This is a genomic window from Aeromonas sp., assembly GCF_050252055.1.
Taxonomy (GTDB): Bacteria; Pseudomonadota; Gammaproteobacteria; order Enterobacterales; family Aeromonadaceae; genus Aeromonas; species Aeromonas caviae.
The window spans coordinates 85,873-100,383 of sequence record NZ_JBFWLQ010000010.1; the positions used below are offsets into that span (position 1 = coordinate 85,873).

The 14,511-nt window shown below is 58.3% G+C and carries 15 protein-coding genes and 3 tRNA genes; 1 reads left to right on the forward strand and 17 read right to left on the reverse strand.

What is annotated here, in order from left to right:
• Window positions 1-40: 40 nt before the first annotated feature.
• The 17 genes from AB7E19_RS17175 to ruvA form a co-directional block, all read right to left on the reverse strand.
• Window positions 41-116 (reverse strand) — tRNA-Lys (locus AB7E19_RS17175).
• A gap of 48 nt (window positions 117-164) precedes the next feature.
• Window positions 165-240, reverse strand: a tRNA-Val gene (locus tag AB7E19_RS17180).
• A gap of 32 nt (window positions 241-272) precedes the next feature.
• Window positions 273-348: transfer RNA gene (locus AB7E19_RS17185), tRNA-Lys, on the reverse strand.
• Window positions 349-522: 174 nt separating this feature from the next.
• The gene (gene ybgF / locus AB7E19_RS17190; protein ID WP_427936033.1) at window positions 523-1,332 is read right to left on the reverse strand and encodes a tol-pal system protein YbgF; all 810 of its coding nucleotides are present in this window, start codon (window positions 1,330-1,332) and stop codon (window positions 523-525) included.
• 157 nt (window positions 1,333-1,489) lie between these two features.
• On the reverse strand, window positions 1,490-2,014 hold the full coding sequence (pal, locus tag AB7E19_RS17195) for a peptidoglycan-associated lipoprotein Pal (protein WP_010672877.1): 525 nt from the start codon (window positions 2,012-2,014) through the stop codon (window positions 1,490-1,492).
• A gap of 48 nt (window positions 2,015-2,062) precedes the next feature.
• Entirely contained in the window at window positions 2,063-3,388 is a 1,326-nt protein-coding gene (gene tolB / locus AB7E19_RS17200; protein ID WP_010672876.1) for a Tol-Pal system beta propeller repeat protein TolB, read from the reverse strand.
• A gap of 92 nt (window positions 3,389-3,480) precedes the next feature.
• The gene (gene tolA, locus AB7E19_RS17205; protein WP_042014603.1) at window positions 3,481-4,611 is read right to left on the reverse strand and encodes a cell envelope integrity protein TolA; all 1,131 of its coding nucleotides are present in this window, start codon (window positions 4,609-4,611) and stop codon (window positions 3,481-3,483) included.
• 5 nt (window positions 4,612-4,616) lie between these two features.
• Window positions 4,617-5,063, reverse strand: a complete 447-nt coding sequence (gene tolR, locus AB7E19_RS17210; RefSeq protein WP_010672874.1) for a protein TolR — start codon at window positions 5,061-5,063, stop codon at window positions 4,617-4,619.
• Window positions 5,063-5,749, reverse strand: coding sequence for a protein TolQ (gene tolQ, locus AB7E19_RS17215; protein WP_010672873.1), 687 nt, complete (start codon window positions 5,747-5,749; stop codon window positions 5,063-5,065). Before tolQ ends, tolR begins: the two co-directional genes overlap by 1 nt.
• Window positions 5,739-6,146 (reverse strand): tol-pal system-associated acyl-CoA thioesterase, encoded by a 408-nt coding sequence (gene ybgC, locus AB7E19_RS17220; RefSeq protein ID WP_010672872.1) that lies wholly within the window; start codon window positions 6,144-6,146, stop codon window positions 5,739-5,741. Before ybgC ends, tolQ begins: the two co-directional genes overlap by 11 nt.
• A 286-nt stretch (window positions 6,147-6,432) precedes the next feature.
• Window positions 6,433-6,744 carry a cyd operon YbgE family protein gene (locus tag AB7E19_RS17225; protein WP_039039483.1) on the reverse strand — a complete coding sequence of 104 codons (312 nt, stop codon included), beginning with the start codon at window positions 6,742-6,744 and terminating at the stop codon, window positions 6,433-6,435.
• The gene (gene cydX, locus AB7E19_RS17230) at window positions 6,731-6,847 is read right to left on the reverse strand and encodes a cytochrome bd-I oxidase subunit CydX (RefSeq protein WP_005331536.1); all 117 of its coding nucleotides are present in this window, start codon (window positions 6,845-6,847) and stop codon (window positions 6,731-6,733) included. Before cydX ends, AB7E19_RS17225 begins: the two co-directional genes overlap by 14 nt.
• A 14-nt stretch (window positions 6,848-6,861) precedes the next feature.
• The gene (gene cydB / locus AB7E19_RS17235; RefSeq protein ID WP_010672870.1) at window positions 6,862-7,998 is read right to left on the reverse strand and encodes a cytochrome d ubiquinol oxidase subunit II; all 1,137 of its coding nucleotides are present in this window, start codon (window positions 7,996-7,998) and stop codon (window positions 6,862-6,864) included.
• Window positions 7,999-8,010: 12 nt separating this feature from the next.
• On the reverse strand, window positions 8,011-9,567 hold the full coding sequence (locus AB7E19_RS17240) for a cytochrome ubiquinol oxidase subunit I (protein WP_010672869.1): 1,557 nt from the start codon (window positions 9,565-9,567) through the stop codon (window positions 8,011-8,013).
• A 686-nt stretch (window positions 9,568-10,253) separates the two neighbouring features.
• Window positions 10,254-10,496 (reverse strand): hypothetical protein, encoded by a 243-nt coding sequence (locus tag AB7E19_RS17245; RefSeq protein ID WP_113979080.1) that lies wholly within the window; start codon window positions 10,494-10,496, stop codon window positions 10,254-10,256.
• A 10-nt stretch (window positions 10,497-10,506) separates the two neighbouring features.
• Window positions 10,507-11,517, reverse strand: coding sequence for a Holliday junction branch migration DNA helicase RuvB (gene ruvB / locus AB7E19_RS17250; protein ID WP_045523367.1), 1,011 nt, complete (start codon window positions 11,515-11,517; stop codon window positions 10,507-10,509).
• An 8-nt stretch (window positions 11,518-11,525) separates the two neighbouring features.
• A complete protein-coding gene (gene ruvA / locus AB7E19_RS17255) occupies window positions 11,526-12,140 on the reverse strand; it encodes a Holliday junction branch migration protein RuvA (RefSeq protein ID WP_010672867.1) in 615 nt (204 codons plus the stop codon).
• 232 nt (window positions 12,141-12,372) lie between these two features.
• Here ruvA and AB7E19_RS17260 point away from each other — a divergent pair, with 232 nt between their 5' ends.
• Window positions 12,373-14,382 (forward strand): methyl-accepting chemotaxis protein, encoded by a 2,010-nt coding sequence (locus AB7E19_RS17260; protein ID WP_322131813.1) that lies wholly within the window; start codon window positions 12,373-12,375, stop codon window positions 14,380-14,382.
• The last annotated feature ends 129 nt before the right edge of the window (window positions 14,383-14,511 follow it).

Below are 14,511 nucleotides of genomic sequence, written 5' to 3' on the forward strand. Positions count from 1 at the left end.
TCCCAGCTGAGCTAAACGACCTGGGATTCAATGTTCAGAGTGGTGGGTCGTGTAGGGTTCGAACCTACGACCAATTGATTAAGAGTCAACTGCTCTACCGACTGAGCTAACGACCCACATCCTGAACTTTTCACCAACCGCATGTGGCGGCCAGCGTTACAACATGGTGGTCGTTACTGGGCTCGAACCAGTGACCCCCTCCTTGTAAGGGAGGTGCTCTCCCAGCTGAGCTAAACGACCTGGGAATATTGTCTTCACCTGCTGTGAAGAAATGGTGGGTCGTGCTGGATTCGAACCAGCGACCAATTGATTAAAAGTCAACTGCTCTACCGACTGAGCTAACGACCCTCACCACGACCAGCGCCGACTGCATTACTGCTCCGGCTCTGACGGCGGCCTATATTACGGATTTATCATCCTGGCGCAATAGAAAAATCTTAAATTAAATCTGATTGTTCACTGCGCATACAAAGCACGGCGGTATTTACAAGAGTGTTACGAAAACAGTGACATGCAGCAATGTCACAGCTTGGCCAGACTCTGTTTGGCCAGCTGGGCCGGCGAGGTGTTGGGGTAACCCTTGATCACCTGCTCATAGAAGGCCTTGGCCTCTGCTTTCTTGCCGTCAAGCTGGGCGAGCATGCCGAGTTTCAGCAGGGCATCGGCCCGCTTGGGTGACTTGCTGTATTTGTTCGCCACAGTGGAAAACTGGCTCGCGGCCCCCGCCCTGTCGCCCTTGTTGAACATCAGCTGGCCGAGCCAGTAGTGGGCATTGGGAACATAGCTGGAGTTCGGGAACTGCTTGATGAACCCTTCGAAGGCAGGAATGGCCTTGTCGTAGTTCTTCTCCTTGAGCACCATGTTCACGGCTGCGTCGTAGGCCTGGTTCTCATCCTGGTTGGTGGAGTAGTTGGCAGCCGCGGCAGGAGGCGTTGCAGCACCTGCAGCAGGTGTTGCAGGCGCGGCGGCAGGCTGGCGGTTGGCCACCTTGTCAAGCTCTTGGTAGAGTTGGCGCTGGCGCTCCTGGGACTGCTCCATCTGGTAGGTCTGCTGTTCCAGCTGACCACGCAGCTCGGAGACCTCCCCTTGCAGGGAGTCGACCTGTTGCTGCAGTTCGGCCTGCAGACGCAGACGGGCGTTGAGGGTACGCTCCAGCAGAGCAACCCGGTCTTCCAGGCTGCCGGTCGGTACGATGGCACCATTGTTGCCGCTCAGCACCACGCCGCTGCTGCCAGAATCCCCGCTCAGATCGCTCACGGGTGCTGCCGCTTGCGCATTCAAAGCAACCAACACGGCCAGCGCAACACCAGCTTGCTTGTACACAGATTTCATTCGGATCAAACCTTAGCGTTTAGTGCAAATAAAACGGCCAGCGCATAGTCGCTCGCTGATACAGATTTCATTCGGATCAAACCTTGACGTTTAGTGCAAATAAAACGGCCATCGAAATGGCCGCTTGCATATAAACGAACTTCGTTCGACTCAAACCTTAGTAAACCAGGACCGCACGGCGGTTCTTGGCAAAGGCTTCCTCGGTGTGGGACAGATCCAGCGGCTTCTCTTCGCCATAGCTGACGATGGAGAGCTGCTCGGCCTGCACACCCAGGGTTTGCAGATACTTGGCAACAGCCTTGGCACGACGCTCACCCAGCGCGATGTTGTATTCCGGCGTACCGCGCTCGTCGGCGTGGCCTTCGATCAGTACCTTGACGCTCGGACGTTCACGCAGGTAGCTGGCGTGGGCATCCAGCAGGTCGGCGTACTGACCCTGAATGTCGTAACCATCGTACGGGAAGTAGATCACGTTGTCGCGTTGCAGCGCTTCGAACTTCTGACGCATCTGCTCTTCCGGGGACAACATGCCGTTGGCGCCGCCGGTTTGTACACCGCCCATGCCGTCGGTCATGCCGGACTCGGCGCCAGCGGCGTCGGAGTCGGAAGAGGAGCTACAGGCAGCCAGGGTGAACAGTGGCAGTGCGATGGCCAGACCCTTGAGCAGTTTATTGAGTTGCATGCTATTTCCTTAAACCTTTATAACAAAACAAAAAACAATCGATTTTTATCAATTCAAGAAGGGCGACCAAGCTGGTGCACGAATTTCACCGCTACTGGTCGGAAGCACTGCCTTGAAGCGACCGTCGGTCGACACCAATGCAAGACTCTTACGACCCTGATAGATGGTGGCATAAATGATCATGCTGCCATTGGGAGCCACACTTGGCGATTCATCCAGAGCACTCTGGGTCAGTACCAGCATGGCTCCATTTTCCATATCCTGGCGAGCGATGCGATATTGTCCCTGAACCCGGGTCACCATCACCATGGACTTGCCGTCCGGTGTGATGGATGCCCCCTGGTTGGAATCCCCTTCCCAGGTCATCCGGCGAGTCATGCCAGTCGCCAAATTTACGCTATAAATCTGGGGTTTGCCACCACGTTCAGAGGTGAACAGCAAAGTTTGACCGTCCGGCATCCAGGAGGGTTCGGTGTCGATGGTGCGGTTATTTGTGACTCGAGTGAGTTGCTTGCTAGCAACATCAACGACATAGATGTCAGGCTGCCCATCTTTGGACAGAACAATAGCCAAACGACGACCATCTGGAGACCACTCCGGCGCACCGTTGATGCCACGGAAGCTGGTGATCAGACTGCGCTGCTGGGTGTAGATGTCCTGCACATAGATCTCGGACTTCTGGTTCTCGAAGCTCACGTAAGCCAGCTTGCTGCCATCCGGCGACCAGGCCGGGGACATCAGGGGTTCACGGGAGCGCAGCAGAGTCTTCTCGTTGTAGCCGTCGTAGTCGGAGATCCGCAGCTGATACGGGAACTGGGTGCCCTGCTGCACGGAGACATAGGCCAGACGAGTCAGGAAGGCACCACGCTCACCGGTCAGACGCTCGTAGACGATGTCGGAGATGCGGTGGGCAAACTGGCGCATCTGGGCACCCGGGATGGTCGCCATGCGGCTGTCCAGGATGTAACCGTTCGCTTCACCGCCCTGGGTCTTGGCCAGCTGGCCTTTCAGGACGTCGACCAGCTCGAAGTTGATCTTGTAGGTGCCATCACCCACGGCGGCGATGGAGCCGACCACCACGGCTTCGACCCCCTGGGAAGCCCAGGGTGCGAAGTTGATCTCGCCGCTGGTGCTCGGCGTCTGCGGCATCTGGCCACGGGCCAGCGGCTTGAACTTGCCGCTGCGCATCAGGTCGTTGGAGACCACTTCCGCGATATCCTGCGGCAACTGGCCATTGCCCTCCCACTTGAAGGGGGCGATGGCGATGGGGCGTGCACTGTCGATACCGCCGGTGATGACGATGTCCAAGGCCGCCTGAGCGCTCTGGCCTAGCAGAAGGCAGCCAACCAAAGCAAAAAACACTTTTCTTATCATGGCTTAAATACTCTGTTCCAAAAAAATGAGAGGTGAAATCCCTTTATCAGCAGATGCTGCCAACCACGGTCATTGACCCCGTTCTATCACGCTTAGATGCTCGGTTCTAACTTGAGGTTAAACTCCTTCAACATCTCGAATGCCGCCGGATCCTTCGGCACCGGCAACTGGTTGGCCTTCAGCACCGCCGCCTTGCCGGAGCGGCAGACCGCCGGATCACCCTGACCGTTGTCCACCGAGATGACGAAGCCGCTACTGGCCAACTTGACACCGATAGTACATGTTTTGCCCCGCATGGTGGGATCCAAAATCATGTAGCGCTCGACCGTGGCCTTGATGAGGGCGGCATACTTGTCGACCTCGCCCTTGGCGGCTGCCGATGCTGCCTGACTGCGCGCATTGGCCTCGGCGGCCAGCTGCTGCTCCATCATGGCTTCCATCTCTTTTTGCAACTTGGCCTCTTCGGCCGCCTTGCGCTTGCGCTCCGCCTCAATCTTGGCCTTTCTGTCAGCCTCGGCCTTCGCCTTCTTCTCTGCGTCAGCTTTTGCCTTCTTGTCCGCCTCTTCCTTCGCCTTCTTCTCGGCCTCGGCCTTGGCTTTCTTCTCGGCTTCCGCCTTCGCCTTTTTCTCGGCTTCGGCCTTGGCCTTCTTCTCGGCTTCCGCTTTCTTGGCCTTGGCCTCTTCCGCCTTGGCCTTCTCTTCAGCCTGCTTCTTCTCCAGCTCTTCTTTTTTCTTCTTGAGCGCCAGCGCCTTGGCCTCTTCCGCCGCCTTGCGTTCGGCTTCGGCCTTCTTGGTCTTCTGCTCTTCCAGCTTGCGGGCTTCCTCGGCTTTCTGGGCCTTCTCTTCCGCCTGCTTCTGTTCAGCCTCTTTCTTCTGCTTGTCGGCTTCGGCCTTGCGGGTCGCCTCTTCGGCCTGCTTGCGCTTGGTCTCGGCGATACGCAGACGCTCCTGCTCCTGTGCCAGCTCGCGTTTGACGCGCTCAGCGTCTTCCTTGTCCTTCTGCTGCTGTGCAGCCTTGGGCTGGGCCTGCTTCTGCTGCTGGACCTGCTGCATTTGCTGCTCCAGCATTTCGCTGTCCATCATGACCGCATTGACGATCTGTCCCTTGGACTCGGGGCGCTTGGGTTTACTGAAGTCGACACCGACCAGCAGGATGATGCCGATGATCAGATGCAGCAGCAGCGACGCGACGAGATAACCGGAAATACCACGCTTCACATCCATCTCCGTCAGTTCACCGGATCCGTCATCAGACCAACCTGAGGCACACCGGCTTTCTTGAGGGCCACCATCAGCAGGATCACCTCCTCGTAGCGCACGGACTTGTCACCGGCGACCACCACGGGCGCGTTCTGGTTGATGGCCAGATAGCCCATGGCCTTCTCGGTGATGTACTGCTGCATCGCCTCTGGGGTGCCGCTCGGTACGGGTTCGTCATCCGCCTCGCCGGCCTTGATGACGTACTCACCCTCGGTATTGACGCTGACGATGAAAGGCGGCTTGGAGTCTTCCGGCAACTGCTCGGACTCCGCCTGGGGCAGGTCGACCTTGACCCCCTGCGTGATCACGGGCGTGACCGCCATGAAGATGATGAGCAGCACCAGCATGACGTCGATATAGGGCACCACGTTGATCTCGGCGACCTTCTTGCGTTTGAGCCGCTGATAGGTTTGCATTACTTCTCACCCTGCTGTGCGATTTGGCGGTTCAGAATGGTGGTGAACTCGTCCATGAAGTTGGCGTAGGCGTTTTCCAGCCGTTCGACCTTGTTGGTGAAGCGGTTGTAGAAGATAACGGCCGGGATGGCGGCAAACAGACCCATGGCGGTGGCGATCAGCGCCTCCGCGATACCCGGTGCCACCATCTGCAGGGTCGCCTGCTGAACCTGACCCAGAGCGATAAAGGCGTTCATGATCCCCCAGACGGTACCGAACAGACCGATATAGGGGCTGATGGAGCCGATGGTCGCCAATACCGGCAGGTTGGACTCGAGATCGTCCACTGCTCGGGACAGGGAGACGCGCATGGCGCGATAGGTACCGTCCATCACCGCATCCTGACCGCGGGCACCGGCCTTGAGCAGGCGGGCATACTCCTTGAAGCCGGAGTAGAAGATGTCTTCCATGCCTTCGATGTCGTCACGACGGGAGGAGGACTCCTGGTAGAGACGATTGAGGTCGACCCCGGACCAGAATCTGTCTTCAAACTGCTCCGAAGCGAGGTTGGCCGCCTTGATGGCCTTGGAGCGCTGGATGATCAGCGCCCAGGAGACGACCGACATGCCCATCAGGGTCATCATGACCAGTTTCACCAACAGACTGGCTTGCCAGAACAGGCCAATAAACGAAATTTCAGCGTGCACTTAACAGCACTCCCTTGATTTTTTCAGGTATTGCAACAGGTTTCATTTGAGGATGACTGACACAGGCGATCTGTACCATGGCCTGAGTGATCAGCCGTCCATCAGCCGCCAGGATCTGCTGTGAAAAACGCATGGAAGCGCGTTTCACCTCAGTTACTTGCGTCATTACGGTCAGCAGTTCATTGAAGCGGGCAGCCGCGCGGAAGTCGATTTCGGTGCGACTCACCACAAACGCGATCCCCGCCTGCAGCAGGACATCCTGTTCGATGCCGCCTGCGCGCAGGAATTCGGTGCGGGCCCGTTCCATAAACTTGAGATAATTGGCGTTGTAGACGATGCCTCCGGCATCCGTGTCTTCGTAGTAGACACGCACCGGAAACTCAGAGACTTCCCCCATAAAAATCTGTGATCCATTCGACAGTCAGATGGGGGGCTATCATAGCGCAGGGCTGAATAGGAAAGAAGCAGGGGGAGACAGGGAAATCCCCTCTCCCCCTGTTTTTTATGGCGTGCTGCGGCGCCGACAGGCCGAAGACCTCAGGGCTGTCAGCATCACAAGAAAAGCGGACAAGAGAAGTGGCTGCGAGCGGCGTGACAAGCGAGGTTCTGTCGCTCTGACCGGGCGGCGGCACGCCCCTCAAAAAAGAAGAAGGAGGTGGGCTCATGCCGACCTCCTTCATCATTTATGGCAGGTAGTAGCTGCTGGTCAGCCAGAGCCCGCAGAGCAGGCTGGGCAGGGCGAGCCAGGGGAAGAACAGCACGCGGCCCACCAGGCTGCGCGGGTGAAACCCCAGTCCATGCATGACACCGCAACAGACCGCCCACATCAGCCAGGGCGCAAGCCAGAGGCCGTGCTCACTGGTGTTGGCCGCGACCAGGTTGGGCGCCTGCAAGATGGCGACAGCCAGCAGGGCCGCCGCCAGCAGCATCAGACCTTGCCATGGCTGGCGCTCCAGAGGAGCGGCCAGCCGGGCGAGCCTGTCACTTGTCTTCATCAATCTGACGATCCAGGTTCTCGGTGTGCTCCAGCCAGAGCGCATTGATAATCCCAAACGCACAGGCCAGCAGCAGCCCCAGGATCCAGGTGAAATACCACATATCAGGGCACCTTCTTAGTAGAGCGATTGTTGGTTGTCTTCGATGTGCTTGTTACTCACCCGGCCGAACATCTTGATGTAGGTCCAGATGGTGTAAGCCAGCACGGTCGGCACGAAGACGACTGCGACTACCGTCATCACCTTGAGGGTGTTGAAGGAGGCGGTGGAATCCCACATGGTCAGGCTCTGGGACGGCTCGAGGCTCGAGGGCATCACGAACGGGAACATGGAGAAGCCCGCGGTCAGGATGATGCCGGCGATGGCCAGGGAGGAGAACAGGAACGCCACCCACCCCTTGTCCAGCTTGGCCGCCACGGCGGTCAGCAGACACATCACCAGACCCAGCACGGGTGCGGCAATCATCCAGGGATAGAGGTTGTAGTTCTGCATCCAGGCACCAGCCTGCACCACCACTTCCTTGTGAAGGGGGTTGGTGACGGCGTCGGTAGCGACGGAGCCCACAATCACATAACCATCCATGCCGCTCACCCAGACACCGGCCAGGGCGAACAGCACCAGGGTGAGCAGGGAGAAGATCATGGCGGCGGTGCGAGAGCGCGCCAGCACTTCACCTTCGGTCTTCATCATCAGCCAGGTTGCACCCTGGGTGATGATCATGAAGAGGCTCACCAGACCGGCCAGCAGGCCGAACGGATTGAGCAGACCGAAGAAGTTGCCGTGATAGGTCATCATCAGGAACTGGTTGAAGCTGAACGGTACACCCTGCAGCAGGTTGCCGAACGCCACCCCGAAGATGACAGGGGGAATGGCGCTACCGGCAAACAGAGCCCAGTCCCAGTTGGAGCGCCACTTGGCATCTTCCTGCAGGGAGCGGTACTTGAAGCCGACCGGACGGAAGAACAGCGCCATCAGGGTCAGGATCATGGCGATGTAGAAGCCGGAGAAGGCCGCCGCATAGACCATGGGCCAGGCGGCGAACAGGGCGCCACCGGCGGTCACCAGCCAGACCTGGTTGCCTTCCCAGTGCGGCCCCATGGTGTTGAGCATCACGCGACGCTCCACATCCTTCTTGCCGACGAAGGGGAGCAGGGCACCCACCCCCATATCGAAACCGTCGGTGATGGCAAACCCGATCAGCAGCACGCCGACCAGCACCCACCAGACCAGACGCAACAGTTCGTAATCAAACATGGGTCACTCTCCTTATGCCTTGCTCTGTTCGAAGTGGTACTTGCCCGTCTTCAGGCTGCTTGGGCCCAGGCGCGCATACTTGAACATCAGGTACATCTCGATGATCAGCAGTACGGTGTAGAACAGGAAGATCCCGATCAGAGAGAACCAGATCTCGGACGCAGGAATGTTGGATGCAGAGACATAAGTCGGCAGCATCTCGGCGATGGTCCAGGGTTGACGACCATATTCAGCGACAAACCAGCCCGCCTCGATGGCGATCCAGGGCAGCGGAATGCCGTACAGCAGCGCCTTGAGCAGCCACTTGCGCTCGCCGATCTTGTGGCGGGTGCTGTCATAGAAAGCCAGACCGATCAGCACCAGCATCAGGATGCCGCAGGCGACCATGATGCGGAAGGCGAAGAACAGCGGCAGTACCTGCGGGATGGAGTCATCCACGGCGGCCTTGATCTGCTCGTCGGTGGCGTCGGTCACGTTGGGGGTGTAACGCTTGAGCAGGAGACCATAGCCCAGATCCTGCTTCACTTCGTCGAAGCGGGCGCGGGTATCGTCGGACTTGTCACCGGATTGCAGCTTGGTCAGCAGGTCGTAGGCGGTCATGCCGTTGCGCACGCGCAGCTCATGCTCGCTCTTGAGATCCTTGAGACCAGTCACCTGACCGTCGAGGGAACGGGTGGCGATGATGCCGAGGGCATAGGGGATCTTGATGGCGTAGTCGGTGCGCATCTCCTCCTGGTTCGGGATCCCGAACAGGGTGAAGGATGCCGGAGCCGGCTCCGTGTTCCACTCGGCCTCGATGGCCGCCAGTTTCACCTTCTGCACTTCCCCGGTCTCGTAGCCGGACTCGTCACCCAGCACCAGCACGGAGAGGATGGAGGCCATGCCGAACGCGGCCGCGATGGCGAAGGAGCGACGAGCGAACGCCACATCACGATTCTTCAGCAGGTAATAGGAGGAGATCCCGAGCACGAACATGGCGCCCGTGGTATAGCCTGCCGCCACGGTATGGACGAACTTGACCTGCGCAACCGGGTTGAACACCAGGTCGGCGAAGCTCACCATCTCCATGCGCATGGATTCGAAGTTGAACTCGGCACCCACCGGGTTCTGCATCCAGCCGTTGGCGACCAGGATCCACAGTGCGGAGAGATTGGTCCCGAGCGCCATCAGCCAGGTAGCCGCCAGGTGCTGGCGCTTGCTGAGACGATCCCAACCGAAGAAGAACATACCGACGAAGGTGGACTCCAGGAAGAAGGCCATCAAGCCTTCGATGGCCAGCGGGGCCCCGAAGATGTCGCCGACATAGTGGGAGTAGTAAGCCCAGTTGGTACCGAACTGAAACTCCATGGTGAGCCCGGTGGTAACCCCGAGGGCAAAGTTGATACCGAACAACTTGCCCCAGAACTTGGTCATGTCCCGGTACACTGTGTTGTTGGTCATCACATAGACAGACTCCATGATCGCCAGGATGAAGGCCATCCCCAGCGTCAAGGGTACAAACAGGAAGTGATAAAGGGCCGTCGCAGCAAATTGGAACCGCGATAGGTCTACCACATGCTCAGCAATCATGATGTTTCCTCACCGATTATTGGCACGGCTATTTTAAGTTTTAAGGACAAAGCTTCCATTGGAAGTCCCCGAACGGTCGGTCACCCCTCGCGGACTGACCGGATTCGACTGCCACCACATTAACAACAAGGCAATATACAGGAACAAAAAAAGCTAATGTTTAACATCTAATAAACAATAACCAGGGTTCTATTCCCGCCTATAATGATCGCTGTTTTATATCACCTTTATTTGATTGAAATCAATGTAAAACCACCCTCAATACATGTTTTTTCAAAGTAACTTATAGGGCTTTCCCCATTAATTATGGGAGCTTCATCACAAAAAATGATAAGTCGTAAATAATTGATTTAAATCAATTTTATGACCAACCAAAATAGTTTCAATTCTGTTAAACAAATACGCAACCCCGGAAATAAAGCCTTCGCATCTCGATTATTTCAATAAATGGCCAGGCTCATCCAAAAATCAATTTAAACCCAGTAAAAACACATGTTTATGCGGATTGACACCCCCACCAAAATCATTAGTTTATCTAATCAAAAGCCCATAGATTTTCTTGTTTGCCCCACCCGGAAAGAGCTCCTACAATGCGCCTCGCAGTGAGGGCATACCTCTGAATACAGGCCGGTCATTCCGGGTTCCCGGTACGTATTCGATGAACATTTCGAACCTGTTTGTTGGGATTAATGATGAAAAAGTTTGTTGCCAAGACCATCCGTTACTACAAGCTTTCTTTCGTTCAACTCTATCAAATGAACCGACTCTGAAGCCTCGCGACGGCTCCTCTGTTTTTTCCCGACCGGTCTGCAGACGCTCTCACTGTCTGTGAACATCCATCCTGAATTGTCTTTGCCCACCGCCTGTGCCGTGGGCTTTTTTTTGCCTGCAAAACAAAAAGCCGCCTCAAGGGCGGCTTTTTGGTTCATATCGCAACGTCTACTGATCTGCCGGTCGTTCCAGACCAAAGTGTACGTAGGCTCTCTGAGTTGCGATCCGCCCTCTGGGTGTACGTTGCAGATAGCCTTGCTGGATCAGATAAGGTTCCAGCACGTCTTCTATGGTGTCCTTCTCCTCACCGATGGCGGCGGCCAGGTTGTCGAGCCCGACTGGCCCCCCCATAAACTTGTCGATGACGGCCAACAATAGCTTGCGATCCATGAAGTCGAAACCTTCATTGTCCACGTCCAGCATGTCCATAGCACGGGCCGCAATGGGTCCGTCAATTCGCCCGTCAGACTTCACCTGGGCAAAATCTCGTACCCGCCTTAACAAACGGTTAGCAATGCGCGGTGTCCCCCGGGAGCGACGGGCTACCTCGAGAGCGCCGTCTTCCGTCATGTCGAGCCCGAGGCAGCGGGCGCTGCGAGAGACGATGTCGGTCAGGTCCTTGACGTTGTAAAACTCGAGGCGCTGCACGATGCCAAACCGGTCACGCAGGGGGCTGGTGAGGGAGCCGGCCCGGGTGGTGGCACCGATCAGGGTGAAGGGAGGGAGATCGAGCTTGATGGAGCGGGCCGCCGGCCCCTCCCCTATCATGATGTCGAGCTGATAATCCTCCATGGCCGGGTAGAGCACCTCCTCCACCACCGGGCTGAGACGGTGGATCTCGTCGATGAAGAGCACATCGTTCGGTTCCAGGTTGGTGAGGAGCGCCGCCAGATCGCCGGCCTTCTCCAGCACGGGGCCCGAGGTGGTCTTGATGTTGACCCCCATCTCGTTGGCGACGATGTTGGCCAGCGTGGTCTTGCCAAGGCCGGGAGGCCCGAAGATCAGCAGATGATCGAGGGCCTCCCCGCGCTGGCGGGCGGCCTCGATGAAGATCTCCATCTGATCGCAGACGTGATCCTGTCCGGTGTAATCGGCCAGCTTTCTGGGCCGGATGGCCCGATCGATGATCTCGTCCTCACGGGCGGCACCCGCCGAGATGAGGCGATCCGCTTCAATCATTGTCTACCTCACACCAGGCTGCGCAGGGATTCACGAATGATCTCCTCTACCGACATGCCGTCGGCGGCCACCTTGCTGACGATCTGGCTGGCCTGCTGCGGCTTGTAGCCGAGGGCCACCAGTGCACTGGCCGCCTCCTCGCTCGCATCCGGGGCGCGCAGCGGGCTCTCTTTCGCGGGCAGGGTGATTTCGGCCGGGGAGAAGAGATCGTGGCTGACCCAGCCCTTGAGGCGGTCTTTCATCTCCACCACCAGGCGCTCGGCGGTCTTCTTGCCCACGCCGGGCAACTTGACCAGTGAGCTTATCTCCTCGCGCTCGACGCTCATCACAAACTGGGTGGCCGTCATGCCGGAGAGAATGGCCAGGGCCAGCTTGGGGCCGACCCCGTTGGTCTTGATCAGCTCGCGAAACAGCGCCCGCTCCTGCTTGTGGTTGAAGCCGTAGAGCAGCTGGGCATCTTCACGCACCACGAAGTGGGTGTGAATGACGGCCTCCTTCCCGAGTTCGGGCAGATCATAGAAGCAGCTCATGGGCATATGAACCTCATATCCCACCCCTCCGACTTCCAGCAACACCTCGGGGGGTTGCTTCTCGATGATGACGCCTCTCAAGCGACCGATCATGTTCTTTTCCTCGCCACGCAGACTCTCGCAAATTGGGTCATAGCATAAAGAATAACTGGATAAGTATCCAGCATAGGTCCATGCAGATCATGGGATGACCAGCTCTTCATACCCGGCCATTTCCCTCGTTCAGAACACTGTCTGTCACTTTATTTTCCATCGGGGATGGCACATCTTCGTCATTGATTGAACACTGAAATGGTCTTGTTCGGCACCAGGGAAGGCTTGAATCATGAAAATCGTCACCACATCCAACCTCGGACTCACCATTCTGCTCGGCTGCACCCTGGGCATGGGGGCGATCGGCTGGTATGGCAGCCAGCGGCTGGCTGATCTGCTCTCCTACGTCCTGGGTGCCGCCTGGCAGACGGCAGATGGTGCCATGGAGGGCTCCATCGAACTCGGCAACCAGTCGCTCTATATCCAGAAGATGCTCTCGGGGATCCCCCTCGACGCACCGGAGCTGCAACGGGCAAAAGAGGCGGCCAGCGACGCTTTGCGCCGGGTGGAGCAAGGCGGGCTCATCGATGGGGCGGCCATTACCACGCTGAAGCAGCATGAGCAGACCTATCAGCAAGAGCAGGCACAGCTGCTGACCCTCTATCGCACCTTCACGAGCGCCGATGAGGCGCTGCGTGCCAGTTCGGAACGCATGTCACGCCTCTCGACCAGGCTGGAGGTGATCGGTGACGAGGCCGTCGAGAGCCTCACCCGCTCACCGGATCAGGCCATCAGCTGGAACGGTGGCCTCGCGACCCGCTGGCAGGCGGCCGATGGCGGCATGGAGGCCAACATCGGATTCCTGCGCCAGCTCTATGCGCTGGAGAAGATGCAGAGCGAAGGCCCCACTCCTGCCATCCAGGCCGAGCTGGCACAAGCCACCCGCTTCTATCAGGACGCGGTTGACGGCATGCTGGCAACCGGCCAGTTCGATGTGCCCGGCGACGGGGAGTTTGCAGGCCAAATGCTCTCCACCCAGTATCGTGCCCTGCAAGCCGACAATGCCCGCCTGATCCGTGAATGGACCACAGCCCTGAGCGCTTATCAGAACCAACTGGCCCGTTACGAACACAGCGCCGACCAGCTCAGGCTGGCTCTGGTCGAGGTCGAGGCCCAGGGGGACGCCACCGTCGAGGATCAGGTTCACCAGCTCAACGCCATCATCGACTACACCAGAGGACTCATCCTGGGGGGCTTGCTGCTCAGCCTGCTGATCGTCACCTGCTGCGGCTTCTGGCTGGTACGCACCATTGTTCGTCCGCTACTCCAGGTCGACAAGCGCATGCAGGACATCGCCGCCGGGGAGGGAGATCTCAATGCCCGCATCAACCTCTCACGCGACGACGAGATTGGCTCCCTGGCCGGCAGCGTGGATCGCTTCATCGAGAAGCTGCAGAAGATGATCAGCGCCACCATGGACAACAACCAGCACATCAACCAGCACGTGCACACCTCGGTCAACCGGGTCCAGGCCATCAGCCAGAGCAGCCGCCAGACCGCAGCGCATGCCCAGGCGCTGCACCACGACAGCGAGCAGATGGTGCAGGTGGCCACCACCATCTCGGACAACTGCAACCTGGCGGCACACAACGCCAACGAGGTGCGCCAGCTCACCACGCAAAGCAGCCAGTATGTCGCTTCCGCCACCGCCGGCATGCAGCGGGTGGTCATGGAGGTGGGTGAATGTGCCACCGCCATCAACGCCCTCAAGGAGCAGGCAGGGCAGATTGGCCAGATCATCTCCACCATCAGCAATATCTCGGAGCAGACCAACCTGCTGGCGCTCAATGCCGCCATCGAAGCCGCCCGGGCGGGCGAGATGGGGCGCGGTTTTGCCGTGGTGGCCGACGAGGTGCGCACCCTGGCCAATCGCACCGCCACCTCCAGCGCCGAGATAACGGACGTGATCAACAGCATCCAGCAGCAGACAGAGCAGGCCTATCTGATGATGCAACGCAACCTGAAAACCGTGGAATCGGGTATGGCGGACTCCGACAACACCAAACAGATCCTGTTCAAGGTAGAAGAGGCCATCGATCAGCTCGCCGACATGGTGCAACAGGTGGCAGAGGCGACCAGCCAGCTCTCCCACACCCTGGGACACACCACGGGCAAGGTTTCGGATATCAGCCTGCAGGCCCAGACGGGCGAACAGGAAGCCCAGGAGTGCCTGCAACTGGCCTCCTCCCTCCATCAGGCCAGCCAGCAGCAACAGCAGTTGCTGTCGCAATTTCGGGTCTAGTGCGGGCGGGGCAAGGCCCCCGCCCTCCCCCCAGCGCCGCTGAATTTAGCCCTTGGGCCGGGGGGCTTCGCCTGTTAAAATTCCGCACTTGAAATTTTCCAGGGCCAAGCCGCCCGAACTAGCGAAGGT

What these genes read in the sequence shown, in the direction of transcription:
- ybgF (WP_427936033.1), bottom strand. Translation starts at nt 1,332, where the DNA reads ATGAAATCTGTGTACAAGCAAGCTGGTGTTGCGCTGGCCGTGTTGGTT.
- pal (WP_010672877.1), bottom strand. Translation starts at nt 2,014, where the DNA reads ATGCAACTCAATAAACTGCTCAAGGGTCTGGCCATCGCACTGCCACTG.
- tolB (WP_010672876.1), bottom strand. Translation starts at nt 3,388, where the DNA reads ATGATAAGAAAAGTGTTTTTTGCTTTGGTTGGCTGCCTTCTGCTAGGC.
- tolA (WP_042014603.1), bottom strand. Translation starts at nt 4,611, where the DNA reads ATGGATGTGAAGCGTGGTATTTCCGGTTATCTCGTCGCGTCGCTGCTG.
- tolR (WP_010672874.1), bottom strand. Translation starts at nt 5,063, where the DNA reads ATGCAAACCTATCAGCGGCTCAAACGCAAGAAGGTCGCCGAGATCAAC.
- ybgC (WP_010672872.1), bottom strand. Translation starts at nt 6,146, where the DNA reads ATGGGGGAAGTCTCTGAGTTTCCGGTGCGTGTCTACTACGAAGACACG.
- AB7E19_RS17225 (WP_039039483.1), bottom strand. Translation starts at nt 6,744, where the DNA reads ATGAAGACAAGTGACAGGCTCGCCCGGCTGGCCGCTCCTCTGGAGCGC.
- cydX (WP_005331536.1), bottom strand. Translation starts at nt 6,847, where the DNA reads ATGTGGTATTTCACCTGGATCCTGGGGCTGCTGCTGGCCTGTGCGTTT.
- cydB (WP_010672870.1), bottom strand. Translation starts at nt 7,998, where the DNA reads ATGTTTGATTACGAACTGTTGCGTCTGGTCTGGTGGGTGCTGGTCGGC.
- AB7E19_RS17240 (WP_010672869.1), bottom strand. Translation starts at nt 9,567, where the DNA reads ATGATTGCTGAGCATGTGGTAGACCTATCGCGGTTCCAATTTGCTGCG.
- AB7E19_RS17245 (WP_113979080.1), bottom strand. Translation starts at nt 10,496, where the DNA reads ATGAACCAAAAAGCCGCCCTTGAGGCGGCTTTTTGTTTTGCAGGCAAA.
- ruvB (WP_045523367.1), bottom strand. Translation starts at nt 11,517, where the DNA reads ATGATTGAAGCGGATCGCCTCATCTCGGCGGGTGCCGCCCGTGAGGAC.
- ruvA (WP_010672867.1), bottom strand. Translation starts at nt 12,140, where the DNA reads ATGATCGGTCGCTTGAGAGGCGTCATCATCGAGAAGCAACCCCCCGAG.
- AB7E19_RS17260 (WP_322131813.1), top strand. Translation starts at nt 12,373, where the DNA reads ATGAAAATCGTCACCACATCCAACCTCGGACTCACCATTCTGCTCGGC.